This is a genomic window from Cylindrospermopsis sp. CR12, assembly GCF_001432185.1.
Classification (GTDB): domain Bacteria; phylum Cyanobacteriota; class Cyanobacteriia; order Cyanobacteriales; family Nostocaceae; genus Raphidiopsis; species Raphidiopsis raciborskii.
The window spans coordinates 1-17,884 of sequence record NZ_LMVE01000022.1 but is presented as its reverse complement, the minus strand read 5'-3'; the positions used below and the strand labels follow the sequence as shown (position 1 = coordinate 17,884).

Genomic DNA, 17,884 nt, shown 5'->3' with positions numbered 1-17,884 from the left:
GGCTCTGTTGTTACCTGGGGTTTCTCTGATTGGGGAGGGAACAGCAGTAGTGTAAGGGGCACTCTGACATCCGGCGTCACCCAGATTTTCTCCACTAAATATGCATTTGCGGCGCTAAAAAGCGATGGCTCTGTTGTTACTTGGGGTCTCCGTGAATATGGAGGGGATAGCAGTAGTGTGAGCAGCAGACTGACATCCGGCGTCACCCAAATTTTCTCCAATGAACGTGCATTTGCGGCGCTAAAAAGCGATGGCTCTGTTGTTACCTGGGGTGACTCCAGCTATGGAGGGAACAGCAGTAGTGTGAGTAGCAGACTGACATCCGACGTCACCCAGATTTTTTCCACATCGAGCGCATTTGCGGCGCTAAAAAGCGATGGCTCTGTTGTTACCTGGGGTGACTCCAGATATGGAGGGAACAGCAGTATTGTGAGCAGCAGACTAATGTGGACATCCGGCGTCACCCAGATTTTTTCCAATGAACGTGCATTTGCGGCGCTAAAAAGCGATGGCTCTGTTGTTACCTGGGGTGACTCCAGCTATGGAGGGGACAGCAGTATTGTAAGGGTGAGATCCGGCGTCACCCAGATTTTTTCCACATCGAGCGCATTTGCGGCGCTAAAAAGCGATGGCTCTGTTGTTACCTGGGGTGACTCCAGATATGGAGGGAACAGCAGTAGTGTGAGCAGCAAACTGACATCCGGCGTCACCCAAATTTTCTCCAATGAACGTGCATTTGCGGCGCTAAAAAGCGATGGCTCTGTTGTTACCTGGGGTGACTCCAGCTATGGAGGGAACAGCAGTAGTGTGAGCAGCAGACTGACATCCGGCGTCACCCAGATTTTTTCCACATCGAGCGCATTTGCGGCGCTAAAAAGTGATGGCTCTGTTGTTACCTGGAACAGCAGTAGTGTGAGCAGCAGACTGACATCCGGCGTCACCCAGATTTTTTCCACATCGAGCGCATTTGCGGCGCTAAAAAGTGATGGCTCTGTTGTTACCTGGGGTGGTTATGGAGGGGACAGCAGTAGTGTGAGCAGTCAATTGACTAGTGGGGTGGTATCCTTTGCTGACCCATTTAACGACGATCGCCTGGTTCCTTCAAGTACCTCTTTCATCTACCTAGCTGTTTCTCCCACTAGTGTTATAAAAGACGGCACATCTAACCTCATCTACACCTTCAGCCGCACTGGTTCCACCACTGACACCCTCCTGGTCAACTACACCATTGGCGGTACGGCAACTAATGGTAGTGACTACGACACTATTGGTACAAGCGTCACTTTCGTTGCTGGTTCATCCACCGCTACAGTCATAGTTAACCCCACTGCCGACACCACACCAGAAGACCATGAAACTACCGTATCTCTGACCTTAGCTTCTGGAACTGGATACAACATTGGCACTACCACTGCGGTAACAGGCATCATTCTTGACAAAGACACGATTGTTACCCTTGCGGTTTCTCCTGCCAGTGTTACGGAAGACGGTACTACCAATCTGATCTACACCTTTACCCGCAATGGATTCACTAGTAATGCCCGAACAGTAAACTACACCATTGGGGGGACGGCAATCAATGGTAATGATTACAGTGGCATTGGATCAAGCGTCACTTTCGCTGCTGGGTCATCCACTGCTACAGTCATAGTTAACCCCACTGCTGACACCACACCAGAAGACCATGAAACCGTATCTCTGACCTTAGCTTCTGGAACTGGATACAACATCGGCACATCAGGCGCAGTCACAGGAACAATTACCAATGATGACCTCCCAACCATTAACCTCATCTACCTCCCCACTGATGATGGCTTTTTCTTTTCTAGAGATACTAGAGTTGTAGAAGACGGCACATCTAACCTATTCTACACCTTTACTCGTACTGGTCCCACCACTAACACCCTCACGGTCAACTACACCATTGGTGGTACAGCAACTAATGGTATTGACTACGGCACTATTGGTGAAAGCGTCACCTTTGCAGCTGGGTCATCCACTGCTACAGTCATAGTTAACCCCACTGCTGACACCACACCAGAAGACCATGAAACCGTATCTCTGACCTTAGCTTCTGGAACTGGATACAACATTGGCACTACCACAGACTACCACGTTACCACTGCAACACGCACTATTCTTGACGATGACACGATTGTTACCCTTGCGGTTTCTCCTGCCAGTGTTACGGAAGACGGCACTACCAATCTGATCTACACCTTTACTCGTACTGGTCCCACCACTAATGCCCGAACAGTAAACTACACCATTGGGGGGACGGCAATCAATGGTTATGATTACAATTACAGTGGCATTGAACCAAGCGTCACTTTCGCTGCTGGGTCATCCACTGCTACAGTCATAGTTAACCCCACTGCTGACACCACACCAGAAAAAGATGAAACCGTATCTCTGACCTTAGCAACTTTAGATTCTGGAACTGGAGGCACCAGAGGCACCACCACTGCGGTAATAGGCACCATTCTTGACGATGACACGATTGTTACCCTTACGGTTTCTCCTACCAGTGTTACGGAAGATGGCACATCTAACCTCATCTATACCTTCACCCGCAATGGTTCTACAACTAACACACTCTTGGTCAACTACACCATTTCTAAAGATACTATAATAGTAAAAGACGGATACAAATTCCCAACAGTTCCGGCAACTAATGGTATTGACTACGGCACTATTGGTGAAAGCGTCACCTTTGCAGCTGGGTCATCCACTGCTACAGTCACAGTTGATCCCACTGCTGACACCACACCAGAAGACCATGAAACCGTATCTCTGACCTTAGCTTCTGGAACTGGATACAACATTGGCACCACCACCGCGGTAAGAGGCACCATTCTTGACGATGACACTATTGTTACCCTTGCGGTTTCTCCTACCAGTGTTACGGAAGATGGCACATCTAACCTCATCTATACCTTCACCCGCACTGGATTTATTAGTAATTCTCTAACAGTTAATTACACAATTGAGGGAACAGCAACTAACGGTAGTGATTATACTAATATTGGTACAAGCGTCAACTTGATTTATGGGTCATCCACCGCTACCGTCACAGTTGACCCAACTAGTGACACTACTGTAGAAAATGATGAAACAGTCATCTTAACCCTAGCATCTGGTACTGGTTACACTATTGGAACCTCCAGTGGAGTCACGGGAACAATCACCAATTCAGGTTTTAGCTCTACTGGGGTAATCTCCCAAAGCTATATTGCTGGTGCCACTATTTTCTTTGATACCAACTTTAACTATCAGTGGGATGAAGGAGAGGTCAAAACCATTTCTGATGAATATGGAGCATTTGTTTTAGAATTACCTGACTCCATTGATACTAATCAAAACCGCATAATTGATATCACAGAAGGACAACTGATAGCTAGAGACGGTTTTGACACTTCCAGTGGTCTACTTTTTGGTGCATTAACAGCTCTACCTAACTCCACAATATTAACGCCACTGACTAGTGTACAGGCTAAACTGGTACAAGATGGACTAACTGTAGAGGAGGCCAATAACCTACTTACACAACAATTAGGTTTAGATTCGACCCTAGTCTTAGAAAACTTTGATCCCCTAGAAGCGGTGGGACAGCAAAAACAGGTAGGTTTAGATACTTATCTAATTCATATTCAAGTACAGGCACTATCTTTGCTGGACGGGTTTCAGATTGTCACAAAAAGCAAAAATTTACTTAACACCATCTATGGTTTTGCACAATTTCTGAAACACCGTTCTCTCAAAACAACCACACCATTCGACTTCACTAGTGAGGCGGAAATTAGAGCATTTCTGGACTTCTTGTTGCAAGCACAAAACCTGAAAACCACAGCTGAAAAACTGGATGCTATTGCCCAAATTGTTGCGGCTGGCAACCAATTATTACTCGAGGTATCAAAAGTTGGCGGTTCTAAATCTACTACTGAAGCCTTGCCAGCTTTAGCATCAGTAAAACGCGTTGTTCAGGGATCTAGTATTGAACTAATCCAACAACTAATTAAGGGTCAAAAATCTCCTCAACAGTCTCTGATAGCTGCTCAAGAATTTCTCAACCAAAACTTCACCTTTGTTGATTCTGATTTAAATGCTTTTGGTAACCGTACAATACAAATTAAAGCGTTAGCAAGAAGGATTGATGAAACCAATGGTCAAAGTGAGTTTGAAATCCAACTGAGCCAACAAGCTCCCAACCAAGGGTTAAAAATCCTTTATTCCCTATCCGGAACTGCTACTCTAGGTGCAGATTATCAAATAGATTCCAAAACCATGGGGGAACTTTACATTGCTCCCGGAGAAACCAGTGCCAAAATTTCTATCTCCACAATTGATGATCAAATTGCCGAACCTGTAGAGACCATTACTATTAACCTGAAATCCGTAGGAGAAGGTTATTTGATTGATCCTACTTCCCCCGTAGCCCTAATTAGAATTCAAGATAACGAAACGGCGATTGTAGACCAGGTAATAAAGGGTATAACCCTTGAGGGAACTATAGGGGATGATAGTTTTATTGCTGCTGATGGCAACGACAAATTAGGGGGAAGTTATGGGAATGACTTTTTCGATGCCAAGGGGGGAGATGACATTGTCAATGGTGGTTACGGCGATGACATTCTGTTAGGTGGAGAAGGTGATGACTGGATTACAGGTGGTCATGGCAATGACAATTTGGAAGGGAATGCAGGTAATGACCAGATTGATGGTGGTAGTGGTAATGATTACCTTCAAGGTGGGGAGGGAGCAGATATTCTCAACGGTGGAATGGGAAATGACACCATAGAAGGGAATGGAGGTAACGACCAAATTGACGGTGGTGATGGCAATGACATCCTTTTGGGTAATGAGGACAATGATTGGCTCACAGGTCAGGTGGGCAATGATATCCTTATAGGTGGCACGGGAGATGACATTCTCAACGGTGGTGAAGGTGCCGATGTCTTCTACTTTAGCTCCAAATCCGAGGGTTTTGACACCATCCTGGACTTTAACCCAGAACAGGGCGATAAAATCCAGGTTTCTAAGAGTGGTTTTGCCGTTAACAACTTAGATGGTTTCCGCTTTATTAGTGGTGTTTTAGACTTTCAAGGGCAAAATCTAGCCCTGATTCAAAATGATGGACGAACTTACTCCTACTTCCCTAATCTCAGTGACATTATTCAACTGGTTGAAACTCCTACAGTTACAGTCAGTACAGAAGCTAAAGCCATTGAAACACAATTAATCGTATCTGCTAATTTAACAGAACAGACAACACTGACGAAATTTGCTACTATACCTGTTAATAGCGGGGAACCAACAGTCACTACCAGTGCTAATCCTGATAATTTACTGGCAGAAATTCAACAAAGAGGTTACATCAGATTTTCCGGAGGTAGGTCTGATAGCATTTCTGGTGTCTTTGATTATCAGTTTGTCCGTGCTATAGCGGCTGCTATCTTTGGTGATGCCAATCGGGTCGACCAGGTGCCAGGAACCTTTAGCGAATCCTTTTCACAGGTGGCTAATAAGCAGGTAGACCTCAGCACCCGTCATATCACTCAAAATTTAGTTCGGGATGGCGAACTAAACGTTGATTTTGGTCCAGTTTATTACTACGATTTTCTGTCCGTCTTGGTGAGAAATAAGAGTGGCATTCAAGGCGCTAAAGATCTCAATGGCAAGAAAATCGGTGTGGTTAAGAATACAACCGCCCTGACTAATTTAGACAATTTGTTAGACTCCATAGGGGTTCAGTTTACAGCTGAAGTTTTTGATACCCAAAATGACCTATATGCTGCCTATAACCTAGGAGAAGTGGATGCCATAGCCAGTGATAAAGGGATTATTTATGATGCTTTGGAGAGGGAAATCTTGGAGAACAAACAGGAACACAGATTTCTAGACATTCAATTCTCCAAGGAACCAATAGGCCTGGTCATCCCAGAAAATGAATCTGAGTGGGGGGATGTGGTTAGATGGGTAGTTTATACTACAATTCAAGCAGAAGAATATGGCATTAATTCCCAAAACATAGACCAACTATTAGCTGATAATACTGATGACAATAGTAAAAATGACTCGGATCCAGCAATTCGTCGTTTCTTAGGGTTAGAGGGTAGCTTAGGTAGTGCATTAGAACTACCCCAAGATTTTGTGGTTCAGGTGATTAAGCAGGTGGGGAATTATGGGGAAATTTATCAACGTAGTTTTCCTAGTTTAACCCGTGACTTAAACCTATTGTCATTAACAGGTGGTCTTCTAGAATCGCTTCCCTTCTCTGGAAGGAGTTTTGACCAGGAGTTAGTCAATAATGATCAGCGCAATCTTTTAGCAGAAATTCAAAACCGGGGCTTCATTAAGTATGGGTTACCTCAAATTACTGGCAGTGGTTTTCCGGGATTTGCTGAAATTGATTCTCAGGGTCAATACAAGGGCTTTGATGTTGATTTAAGTAAAGCCATAGCTGCTGCAGTTTTTGGAGATCCCAGTAAAGTAGAATACACTCAGCAGGCATTTGCAAATAGTTTTGCTAATACTGCCAATGGCTTGGTTGATGTTTCTGCTGCCGGTTATACTGGCAATTTGATGCGCGATGCCGGATTAGGAGTGGATTACAGCCCTGTGTATATTCATACAGGACAGGGAATTCTTACCCGCAAGGACAGTGGTATTACTGGTATAGCTACCCTCAATGGCAGCACAATTGGTGCTTTGACTACAGTGACTGCCATTGAAAATCTCTCAGATCTCACGAAAAAATTTGGCAGCACTATCATTATTACTCCCTTTGATGATAAGAATAAAATGTATGCTGCCTATGAGAAAGGGGAAATAGATGCTGTTTATAATGACAAGACTCTATTGGCGGGAATTATTCCTACCCTGTCTGATCCCCAAGCCCATGAGATTCTACCGGAAACCTTCTCTAAAGAACCCCTAACCCTAATTCTTGACGAAAATCAGTCCGATTGGGCTGATGTAGTACGCTGGGTAATGAATTCTTTAGTGCAAGCGGAAGAGTATGGAATTACTTCCACAAACATTGATGATATCATTGCTAAAAACAGGGATAATGACCCCAACAATAATTCCATTAAGGAAATTCAGGCTTTCCTAGGACTACAAGGTAATCCGGGAGCTTCTCTGGGTTTATCCAGTGATTTTGTGGTGAAAATGATCAAGGCCGTAGGCAACTATGGTGAAATCTATGCTCGCAACTTTGATACCAATATTCTGCCTAGAGAGAAAAATGATTTGTATCATTTTTCTGGGCTACAATATGCTTTACCTCTTGGTTCTCTCAATCAACCACCGAGCTTTACCGGTCCTGACATCTTCTCCATCGATGAAAACACAAGACTAGTTGGTATAATTAGTACCAAAGACCCGGAACAGGATGCTATCACCTTTGCTCTAGGGGGTGTTGACTATAGTTTATTTGCCATTAATCCTTCTACTGGCGAGTTAACATTTAACACAGCACCAAATTTTGAAATACGTCTAGATCAGGATAAAAATCATCTCTACCAGTTGCAGGTAATAGCAAACGATACCAAAAACAATCAAGTCAGCCAAAATATATCTATCAGGGTCACAGATGTTAATGAATCTCCCATTGCTGAAGATGACCGGTTAACTCTTACTGAGGTCACTACTCAGATGATTGACCCTCTACAGAATGATAGGGATCCTGATCTCAATGACCAACTGAAAATTATTAGTAAGACAGATGGTCAATATGGTAGGGTAGATATTAGGGATAATCAACTGGTCTACACTCTTTTAGATGCCTATCAATCTTATGCAGGGAATGACATTTTCACTTACACCATTTCTGATGCAAAAGGTTTGAATGCAACAGGAAGTGTTAATGTGATGGTAAAAGAAAAAACTATTAAACCTAATTCAGTTGTATCTAATCCATTTATCACTATTAACTCTAGTAGCCCACTAATTCCTACAGAAGCAGGAACCCAAAGTGGCATTGTTGATCAAATTTCCTTCCGTGTTCCAGTCAACTATAATCCTGCTCAAATCAAGGAAGTATTACAGAATAATGTCAGCCAGACAAGCGCAGCTTTCAACAACATATTTGGGCTTTATGAAATAGATGACAGCACAGGAAGAGTCAATAATATCTTACCAGGTCAGCTTGGCTATGCAGAAGCTGCTTTAAGTAAGGTGGTAACTAATTTTGCTGTGCGGGCTGGAGGTTCGGGAAATACTGTCAATGGTGATGTGATTGTAAATGGCGGCAAAACTTATGCACCATTTGTGATTGCTAATGGTGGTAATTACTCTGGCAGTATACAGCAGGCTATTAACGAGTTTTTCCAGGTTAATCCCAATAACAGTGCAGCCACTGCCCAAAATTATACCACTTTCCCCGTTGCTTACTTTAGTTTTGGTGTTGCTAACCCAGATGGTGCTGCTCACATCAAGAATTTTGGTAACAATGTCTTCGGATTTGAAGACCTACCAGCAGGTGTGGGAGTCAGTGATTACGACTTTAATGACATGCTTTTCTCTTTTGGTTAAGGTATTGGTAAGTAGAACAAGATAAAAATTGTAGATTAGGTTTTGATGATGCGATTTCCTAAAGTTCGTCATTCCCCAATTACCTCTCGTGTGGTAGCAATGTTCATGGGCTTGATGTTAATGGTTTCCAGTCTGTTAGTTTCACCCTCCCAAGCACAATCGGTACCTGCTGTAACTGATGCAATTGGTAAAAGCAGTTTTGTGACTGCCGCAGTTAATCGCGTCGGGCCTGCTGTAGTGAGAATTGACACCGAAAAAACCATTTCTCGTCCCGTTGACCCCATTATGGAAGATCCATTCTTCCGACGCTTTTTTGGTGATACCTTCCCACCCATGTCACCAACAGAGCAGTTAAGAGGTTTAGGTTCTGGTTTCATTATTGATAAGAGCGGCTTAGTATTGACCAATGCCCACGTGGTGGATCAAGCGGATAAAGTGACGGTGAGATTAAAAGATGGTAGAACTTTTGAAGGCAAAGTCCAAGGCATTGATGAAGTAACAGACTTAGCAGTAGTTAAAGTCAATGCAGGTAAGGACTTACCAGTAGCTGCATTAGGTTCTTCTAATAATGTACAAGTAGGAGATTGGGCGATCGCAGTGGGAAATCCTTTAGGATTTGATAATACAGTCACATTAGGAATTGTTAGTACCTTAAAACGTTCCAGTGCCCAGGTAGGAATCAGTGATAAAAGACTAGACTTCATTCAAACCGACGCAGCGATTAATCCTGGTAACTCTGGTGGTCCATTATTAAATGCGGAAGGGGAAGTAATTGGTATTAATACAGCTATTCGTGCTGATGCTATGGGTATAGGTTTTGCCATACCTATTGATAAAGCCAAAGTAATTGCGGCCGAATTACAAAAGAATGGTAAGGTTGCCCATCCTTATTTAGGAGTGCAGATGATTACCTTAACACCCCAATTAGCCAAACAAAATAACACCGATCCCAACTCTACCTTTGAACTACCAGAAGTAAATGGGGTATTAGTAATGAGAGTTGTACCTAACTCCCCTGCTGCTGAGGGTGGAGTTCGACGTGGGGATGTGATTGTGGCGATTGATGACCAACCCATAAGTAATGCTGAACAACTACAACAGGTGGTTGAGGATAGTCGTCTAGGTCAGATTTTGCGAGTGAAAGTCCAAAGAGGTAATAAAACCCAAAATCTTTCGGTGACCACCGCCGAATTGCAAAATATTTCCTAGGGTGAGATCTCCACAATTCATCATTCATCTCCCGTGAAATCGGGGGATGAATTTAGTGCTGGGTTTCCCAGAAATATTTTGCCGAGTTACTCAACTTTGTCAAAAATATATGTTACAGTTAGAGTTGTGCACCTCTCCAAAGATAAGTAGGCCACACCCAAGTTCTTCCACAAAGAAAAAGCTTGCAAGTCCTTTCACATGGGTTATTTGACCATGTCAGATTTAATTTTATTTTGGCATCGCCGAGACTTACGTACTTCTGACAATACGGGACTAGGAGTTGCCAGGGAAAAAACCAAAAAAGTAGTAGGTGTTTTCTGCTTAGACCCTAACATATTAGGACAGGATGATATAGCACCTGCTAGAATAACCTACATGATTGGCTGTTTGAAATCATTAGAGAGTCTATATTTACAAGCTGGCAGCCAGTTACTAATTTTGCATGATAATCCGGTGAGAGCCATTCCCAATTTAGCTGAAGCCCTGGAAGCGAAGGCAGTTTTTTGGAATTGGGATGTGGAACCCTATGCACAAATACGAGATCGGGATGTAACTCTGGCACTAAAAACCAGAGGTATTGAAACCTTAGAGAAAAATTGGGATCAATTACTGCATTCACCGGACACAATTCTCAGTGGTGCGGGGACACCCTATACAGTTTATACCCCTTTTTGGAAAAAGTGGCATAGTCAACCAAAAGTGGAACCAATAGAAATCTTAGCCAACTGTGAGAACTTAACAGCTAGAGAAGAGGAAATAGCTGAAAAATCAGGGGTAATTAAATTGCCCACTGCCAGAGATTTAGGTTTTATCTGGAGTGGGGAACTAATACTTGAACCGGGGGAAGTAGCAGCTTGGGAAAGACTAACAGATTTTCTGGATTGTGCTATTGATGAATATGAAGAAAAGAGAAACTATCCGGCTATTGATGGCACATCTTTGTTAAGTCCCGCCCTGAAATTTGGGGTAATTGGAATTAGGACTATCTGGCAAAAAACTCAGGAGTTATTAGCCATAAGCAACAGTCAAGAGTTTAGTAATGGTATTATCACTTGGCAAAAAGAATTAGCCTGGCGGGAATTTTATCAGCATGCCATGTACCACTTTCCTGAATTAGCTGAAGGCGCCTATAGAGATGTTTTTAAAAACTTTCCCTGGTCTGATAACCAAGAGCATTTTCAGGCTTGGTGTGAAGGAAAAACTGGTTATCCGATTGTGGATGCTGCTATGCGACAATTAAATGAGATTGGTTGGATGCACAATAGGTGTAGAATGATAGTAGCCAGTTTTTTAACTAAGGATTTAATTATTAATCCTCAGTGGGGGGAGAAGTATTTTATGCAGAAACTCATTGATGGTGATTTATCTGCTAATAATGGAGGATGGCAATGGAGCGCATCTAGCGGAATGGATCCTAAACCATTAAGAATTTTTAACCCGTCTAGCCAAGCACAAAAATTTGATAGCGATGGGGAATATATTAGACACTGGGTAGGGGAATTGGCATCTGTGGAGACGGAATATTTAATTGGTGGTAATATAACACCCTTGGAACGCCAAAGTGTTGGTTATCCTGCATCTATTGTAGACCATAAAAAACAGCAAGCTCTATTTAAACAATTGTATCAACAGCAAAAAGTGGCTTTTGGTTAGATTCATACCATAACCCACCCAGAACAAGCCATACTATATCATCTTTAATTATAAACTTTCTTATGACCAACCGTTTAGCTAAAACTAGAAGTCTTTATTTGAGGAAACACGCTGATAACCCTATTGATTGGTGGACTTGGTGTAATGAAGCATTGTTAATGGCTCAAACTGAAGATAAACCAATTTTCCTTTCCATTGGCTATTCCAGTTGTCATTGGTGCACAGTTATGGAGGGAGAAGCATTTTCTGATTTGGCAATTGCTGAATATATGAATGCCAATTTTATTCCCATTAAGGTAGATAGGGAAGAAAGACCTGATATTGATAGTATCTATATGCAGAGTCTACAGATGATGACTGGACAGGGTGGTTGGCCACTGAATGCTTTTCTCTCTCCTGATGATTTAGTCCCCTTTTATGCTGGGACCTATTTTCCTGTTGCTCCCCGCTATGGTCGTCCGGGTTTCCTGGAAGTACTACAAGCTATCCGTCATTATTATGATCATCAAAAAGAGGACTTTCGTCAGCGCAAAGCATCTATTTTAGAAGCTTTACTCAGTTCTACTGTGTTGCAAAACCATGATCTGGATCAATTTGCCCATAGTCAATTCCACAGGTTTTTAAAACAAGGTTGGGAAACTGCTATAGGGGTGATTACTCCCAAGCAAATGGGTAATAGTTTTCCTATGATTCCCTATTGTCAGTTGGTTTTACAAGGTACTCGCTTTAACTACCCATCTGCAAATGATGGACTGCAAATGGCTACCCAACGAGGTCTGGATCTGTCCCTGGGGGGAATTTATGACCATGTGGGTGGTGGTTTCCATCGCTATACGGTTGATGCTACCTGGACTGTGCCCCATTTTGAAAAGATGCTTTATGACAATGGTCAAATTGTTGAATATTTGGCTAATTTGTGGAGTGCAGGGGTGGAAGAACCAGCTTTTAAACGTGCAGTGGCTGGCACAGTAAGTTGGTTAGAACGGGAAATGATATCCCCTACAGGTTATTTTTATGCTGCTCAGGATGCGGATAGTTTTAACTGTTCCACTGATATGGAACCGGAAGAAGGTGCTTTCTATGTGTGGAGTTATCGGGAATTACAAGAGCTGTTAAGTGACCAAGAGTTGCTGGAAGTAAAGGAGCATTTCTCTCTAAGTTTAGAAGGTAACTTTGAGGGTAAGAATGTTTTACAGCGGTTATCTGCAGGAGAACTAAGTTCAAGTCTGGAATTGATCTTGGGGAGATTATTTCTTTGCCGTTATGGTCAGACTGCTGAAACTTTGACAATTTTCCCCCCAGCACGAAATAATCATGAGGCAAAAACTAATCCTTGGCATGGTCGTATTCCACCTGTTACGGATACTAAGATGATTGTGGCGTGGAATAGTTTAATGATCTCCGGTTTGGCTAGAGCTAGTGAGGTTTTTCAACAACCTAGTTATTTACAATTGGCTGTGCAGGCTACTCGCTTTATTTTAGATCATCAGTTTGTAGATGGACGTTTTCATAGGCTTAACTATGATGGTGAACCTACTGTTTTAGCTCAGTCTGAAGACTACGCTCTATTTATTAAGGCTCTACTAGATCTACACCAAGCTGACTCTGGCAGTTCTAACTGGTTAGAACAGGCGATCGCTCTTCAAGATGAATTTAACGAATTTCTCCTGAGTGTGGAATTGGGAGGTTATTTCAACACATCCAGTGACAATAGTCAAGATTTAATTATTCGGGAGCGAAACTTTGTTGATAATGCCACACCTTCAGCTAATGGAGTGGCGATCGCCAATTTGATTAAATTATCTTTACTTACAGACAACTTATACTATTTGGATTTAGCTGAGTCAGCTTTAAAAGCATTCAGCACCATAATAGAAAAGTCTCCCCAATCTTGTCCCAGTTTATTGATAGCTATTGATTGGTATAGAAATTCCACTTTAGTTCGCAGTAGTATTGATAATATAAAAATACTAGCCGGCAAATATTTACCAACAACGATTTTTGATGTCATATCAAAATTGCCAAGTAACACTATAGGACTAGTGTGTCAAGGTTTGAAATGTTTACCAGCACCAGCAAATTTTAATGAACTATTAGCTCAAGTACAAAGGAGTCACAATAGATTGAGTTGAGAGGGGGCAAAAAGTTTTTCAGAAAATTTTGCTCCTAACCACTTGACAAGGAAAAAATATTTAGTAATAATATTTGGAGTGGGTAAAAACAAAAAACCTTCTGGGACTGTAGTTCAATTGGTTAGAGCACCGCCCTGTCACGGCGGAAGTTGCGGGTTCGAGCCCCGTCAGTCCCGTTTATAAAATGTGAGATGAATCCTAGAGCAATCTAGGTTAGAGTTGTATATTAATTAGAAAGAGAGAATTAAGCGTGTCTGTGAGAGTTCGTATAGCGCCCAGTCCTACTGGGAATTTGCATATTGGTACAGCCAGAACGGCTGTGTTTAACTATTTATTTGCCCATCATCAAGGTGGAAAGTTCATTGTACGCATTGAGGATACAGACCTAGAGAGATCTCGTTCCGAATACACTGATAATATTTTACAAGGACTAAGCTGGTTAGGATTAACTTGGGATGAAGGACCCTTTTTCCAGTCTCAAAGGTTAGAGCTATACCAGTTAGCAGTGAAAAAACTATTAGACCAAGGTTTAGCCTATCGTTGTTATACCACAACGGAAGAATTAGAAGCTCTCAGGGAACTGCAAAAAGCGAGAAATGAAGCGCCCAGATATGATAACCGTCATCGAGAATTGAGCCAAGAACAGGAAGCAGAATTTGTCAAACAAGGACGTTCATACGTAATTAGGTTTAAAATAGACGACCAGCGACAAATCCTCTGGAATGATCTAGTGAGGGGAGAAGTGAGTTGGCGTGGTAGTGACCTAGGTGGTGATATGGTCATTGCTCGTGCTAGTGATGATGGAATTGGTCAACCCCTATATAACTTTGTGGTTGTAGTAGATGACATTGATATGGAAATCACCCATGTCATTCGTGGAGAAGACCATATTGCTAATACAGCTAAACAAATTTTGTTGTATGAAGCACTGGGAGCAAACATTCCCGAATTTGCCCACACACCCCTAATTTTAAACCAAGAGGGGAGAAAACTGTCAAAACGAGATGGGGTAACCTCCATTTCAGACTTCCAGAAGATGGGTTTTACTGCACCAGCACTGGTCAATTATATGACTTTATTGGGATGGTCAGCACCGGATTCAACCCAGGAAATATTTACCTTAGAAGAAGCAGCAAAGGAATTTACCTTTGACAGGGTAAACAAAGCAGGAGCAAAATTTGACTGGGATAAACTGGACTGGATTAATAGTCAGTACATTCATAATATGCCAATAGAAAAACTAACGGATTTATTAATACCCTTTTGGCAAGATGCAGGGTATAGCTTGACCGATGGTAGGGATCGTCCCTGGTTAGAGCAGTTAGTGAGTTTAATAGCACCCAGTCTAACCCGCTTGGTGGATGCTCTACCTATGACCAAGATCTTTTTTACCAATGGGGTAGAGTTGACGGAAGAAGGGAGACAACAACTGGAGCAAGAAGGGGTAAAAGCCCTACTTAAAGCAATTTTGGTGGCTTTAGATATTAATACAATAACAGGGGACACAGCGCAAAATATCCTCAAGCAAGTAGTCAAAGAACAGGGAGTAAAAAAGGGTTTAGTTATGCGTTCCTTGAGAGCAGCTTTAACAGGGGATGTACATGGTCCGGACTTAATTACGTCCTGGGTACTGTTAAATAAGATTGGTTTGGATAAAACAAGACTGAGTCAAGCTCTAATATAAAAGAAGAGGGGGAAATGGGGGAGTTGGGAACCCAGAATGGGGAATTTTTGTCTTGGGAATAACAATAATGTGAGTAAAGATGAAAGTAGAATAGATACTATGGAAAAAAAAAGTCTGAATATACCAATTAGATCAATTAGACTATTAATACTCACAGTTGGTCTGGGAGTGACATTTGTAAATGATGATTTTGCCAATGGTCAACAAATGCCAACTATGTTTGGAGATGTACAGATTGGCCATCAATTCTCCCCAGATCCATTGTTGGTAAGAGGAATGAGTGGTGGTTTAATTCCGTCGAGTGAGGTGAATCGTATGGATAATAGTCCCACTGGTCCTTGTAGTGGATTTGTGGATGAAACACCAGACCATATTCTGAAATTAACTAGTAAGTTTGATTACTTAAAGCTCCAAGTGGAAAGTCCAGAAGATACAACCATTATGATTAGTGGAGTGGGTGGAACCTGGTGTAATGATGATTTAGATGGCAAGAATCCGGGGATTAGTGGTGAATGGTTGCAGGGTACTTATAAAATTTGGGTTGGATCCTATCAACAAGGAAAATATTTTCCCTATACTTTAAAGATTACAGAAGTTAAGTAATTGAGTTTTGATTAAGTTTTGTAAAATACTCAATGTGATTACTTACTTTTATGTTAAGCTAGTTTGCAGCAGAGTCCACATTATACAAACTAAACCCTAAAGTTACCAATGTTAGAATTCCACAGCTTATCTGAATTTTCTCGGTCAAATTGTGTGGGGATTTGTGCTTTTCTAGTTCCTGCTAACATACTAGCAACTGTAATGACGCTTTTCCTGACATTTGTTAATAGACCAAGATGGCAAGTATTTCAATCCGCTGGAATTGCAGCTGTGTTTAGTTTTTTCATGGTGTGGCATGTGTATACTTGGTTTAGTATTGGTGTAATTATGCCCCCAACCTATATTTTACTGAGTTTAGGAACTACTTGTCTGCTGACTAACCTGGGAGCAATAGTTTGGCAGGTCAATTTTAGATATGGCACTCAATCGGTCAAGACTGATTGATGAAATTAACAGCAGCTTTTAAATCTTCCAAGATGAAATCTGGTTGATAGAGTTCTAATTGAGTCCGATCTCGAATTCCACTCTCTACCCCAATCATCTTGACAGCATGTTTCTTAGCTGCTGTAATGTCTGCTTCTGTATCCCCCACCATCCAGATTTCAGTAGCAGGAGGAAGTTCTTTGATCGCTTTAGCCATTAACAATGGCTTATCTTCAATGTCACGGGTTTTTATATAGTCGTTACTCAGACAATAACGGCGATCTTCTGGAAAAAATTTGTCTAAATTAAACTTGTCAAAAGCATAGTTTAATTCCCTTACCCGTCGCATGGTCATCACTACTAAGTCAATTCCTGCTTCCTTTACCTTAACTAAAGCTTCTAAAGCTCCAGGAACCATTATATCATAGTCAAAATAAGGCTCTGTATGTACGGTTTCTTTGCGAATTTTAGCAAACTCCTGTGCTTGTTCTGCATCCAGTCCAGATTTAAAGGCTATTTGTTTTTCAGCAGTATGCGATCGCTTGAATTGCCAAAATTCTTCTTTTGTTAGTTTATGAATGACCTGGGATGGGTACCTAGTTTTTTCTAAACACAACAAGTACACTTGATAGTATCGTTCAGAAACATCCATAATTGGTCCGTCAAAATCAGTGATTAGTCTCAACATTAGCTATTGAAATGAATTTTTCCATCATTATCCCAGAAATTGGAACAACAACCAAAGGTTTTTAAAAACCTTTAACTGCTAACGAAACCACGTTTAATCTGCTCATTCTCCATAGCGGTAAACAGGGCGCGAAAATTACCTTCACCAAAACCAGAAGGATGGGAACGACGTTCAATAAATTCCAGAAAAAACGTCGGTTCGTTAAAAATTGGCTGGGTAAAGATCTGCAACAATAAGCCATTTATAGATCCCTGAGAATCAATCAAAATCTCTTGCTGGGCGATCGCCTGAAATTCTGAGGGAGACAAAACAGATTGGAACCGCTGATCTAGTTGTGAGTAATAACTTTGAGGTATGGAAAGAAAGGTGACACCAGCAGCACGAAAGCGGGCGATCGCCTGGACAATATTTGTGGTACTTAGGGCGATGTGTTGCACACCGGAACCACGATTGAAATGTAAAAACTCCTGGATTTGAGAATTATTAGATGTTGGTTGATTTATAGGTAATTTAACTTTTCCATTACCGGAGATCATGACTTGACTATTTAGTCCTGAAATTCCTGTGTGGATATTAAAACTTTGTTGGGGTTTAAATTCCAAAATATTTTCATACCATGTAGCTGCGGTTGCCAAATCTCCAGATTCCACATTTAACACTACATGGTCCACATCGAGAAAACTATCCTGGTGGATAATTAATCTCCTGGTTGACTCAATTAATGAATGAGTTAAATTTCCCCAACCTTTTATTTGGCAACATTTACCAAATTGAGTTTTTTGAATAGGTTTTAAAAGTATGCCACCATGACTAATCACCCTTGCTATAACTGTTTCTATATCCTCTACAAGAAAAGCTACGTCTGCTACACCAGGGGGATGATGACATAAAAAATTTGTTACAGGACTAGTTTCCAATAATGGCGAAGAAATTAAAAAACCTTACCGGGTGACAAAG

At 41.7% G+C, this 17,884-nt stretch carries 9 protein-coding genes, 1 tRNA gene and 2 pseudogenes; 10 read left to right on the top strand and 2 right to left on the bottom strand.

Annotated elements, in window-relative coordinates:
* Positions 1-444 precede the first annotated feature (444 nt).
* From ASL19_RS18115 to ASL19_RS03095, 10 genes and pseudogenes are all read left to right on the top strand, one after another.
* Positions 445-7,833, top strand: a pseudogene (locus ASL19_RS18115) (Calx-beta domain-containing protein); the annotation flags it as partial.
* A gap of 142 nt (positions 7,834-7,975) precedes the next feature.
* Positions 7,976-8,107 carry a hypothetical protein gene (locus ASL19_RS18895; RefSeq protein WP_369814492.1) on the top strand — a complete coding sequence of 44 codons (132 nt, stop codon included), beginning with the start codon at positions 7,976-7,978 and terminating at the stop codon, positions 8,105-8,107.
* 71 nt (positions 8,108-8,178) lie between these two features.
* Complete coding sequence (locus tag ASL19_RS18890) at positions 8,179-8,535, top strand: DUF4114 domain-containing protein (protein WP_369814491.1); 357 nt, start codon at positions 8,179-8,181, stop codon at positions 8,533-8,535.
* Positions 8,536-8,580: 45 nt separating this feature from the next.
* Entirely contained in the window at positions 8,581-9,744 is a 1,164-nt protein-coding gene (locus ASL19_RS03125) for an HhoA/HhoB/HtrA family serine endopeptidase (protein WP_057177252.1), read from the top strand.
* A gap of 213 nt (positions 9,745-9,957) precedes the next feature.
* Entirely contained in the window at positions 9,958-11,397 is a 1,440-nt protein-coding gene (locus tag ASL19_RS03120) for an FAD-binding domain-containing protein (RefSeq protein ID WP_057177259.1), read from the top strand.
* 62 nt (positions 11,398-11,459) lie between these two features.
* Positions 11,460-13,529, top strand: coding sequence for a thioredoxin domain-containing protein (locus ASL19_RS03115; RefSeq protein ID WP_057177251.1), 2,070 nt, complete (start codon positions 11,460-11,462; stop codon positions 13,527-13,529).
* A gap of 102 nt (positions 13,530-13,631) precedes the next feature.
* Positions 13,632-13,705 (top strand) — tRNA-Asp (locus tag ASL19_RS03110).
* A 74-nt stretch (positions 13,706-13,779) separates the two neighbouring features.
* Positions 13,780-15,213, top strand: coding sequence for a glutamate--tRNA ligase (gene gltX, locus ASL19_RS03105; protein WP_057177250.1), 1,434 nt, complete (start codon positions 13,780-13,782; stop codon positions 15,211-15,213).
* Positions 15,214-15,312: 99 nt separating this feature from the next.
* On the top strand, positions 15,313-15,816 hold the full coding sequence (locus tag ASL19_RS03100; protein WP_040008777.1) for a hypothetical protein: 504 nt from the start codon (positions 15,313-15,315) through the stop codon (positions 15,814-15,816).
* A 108-nt stretch (positions 15,817-15,924) separates the two neighbouring features.
* On the top strand, positions 15,925-16,260 hold the full coding sequence (locus tag ASL19_RS03095; RefSeq protein ID WP_057177249.1) for a hypothetical protein: 336 nt from the start codon (positions 15,925-15,927) through the stop codon (positions 16,258-16,260).
* Here the strand turns inward: ASL19_RS03095 and ASL19_RS03090 are convergent.
* The gene (locus ASL19_RS03090) at positions 16,247-16,927 is read right to left on the bottom strand and encodes an HAD family hydrolase (RefSeq protein WP_057177248.1); all 681 of its coding nucleotides are present in this window, start codon (positions 16,925-16,927) and stop codon (positions 16,247-16,249) included. The genes ASL19_RS03095 and ASL19_RS03090 overlap by 14 nt on opposite strands.
* A gap of 71 nt (positions 16,928-16,998) precedes the next feature.
* Positions 16,999-17,865: pseudogene (locus ASL19_RS03085) on the bottom strand (4-hydroxyphenylpyruvate dioxygenase family protein); the annotation flags it as partial.
* Between the last annotated feature and the right edge of the window lie 19 nt (positions 17,866-17,884).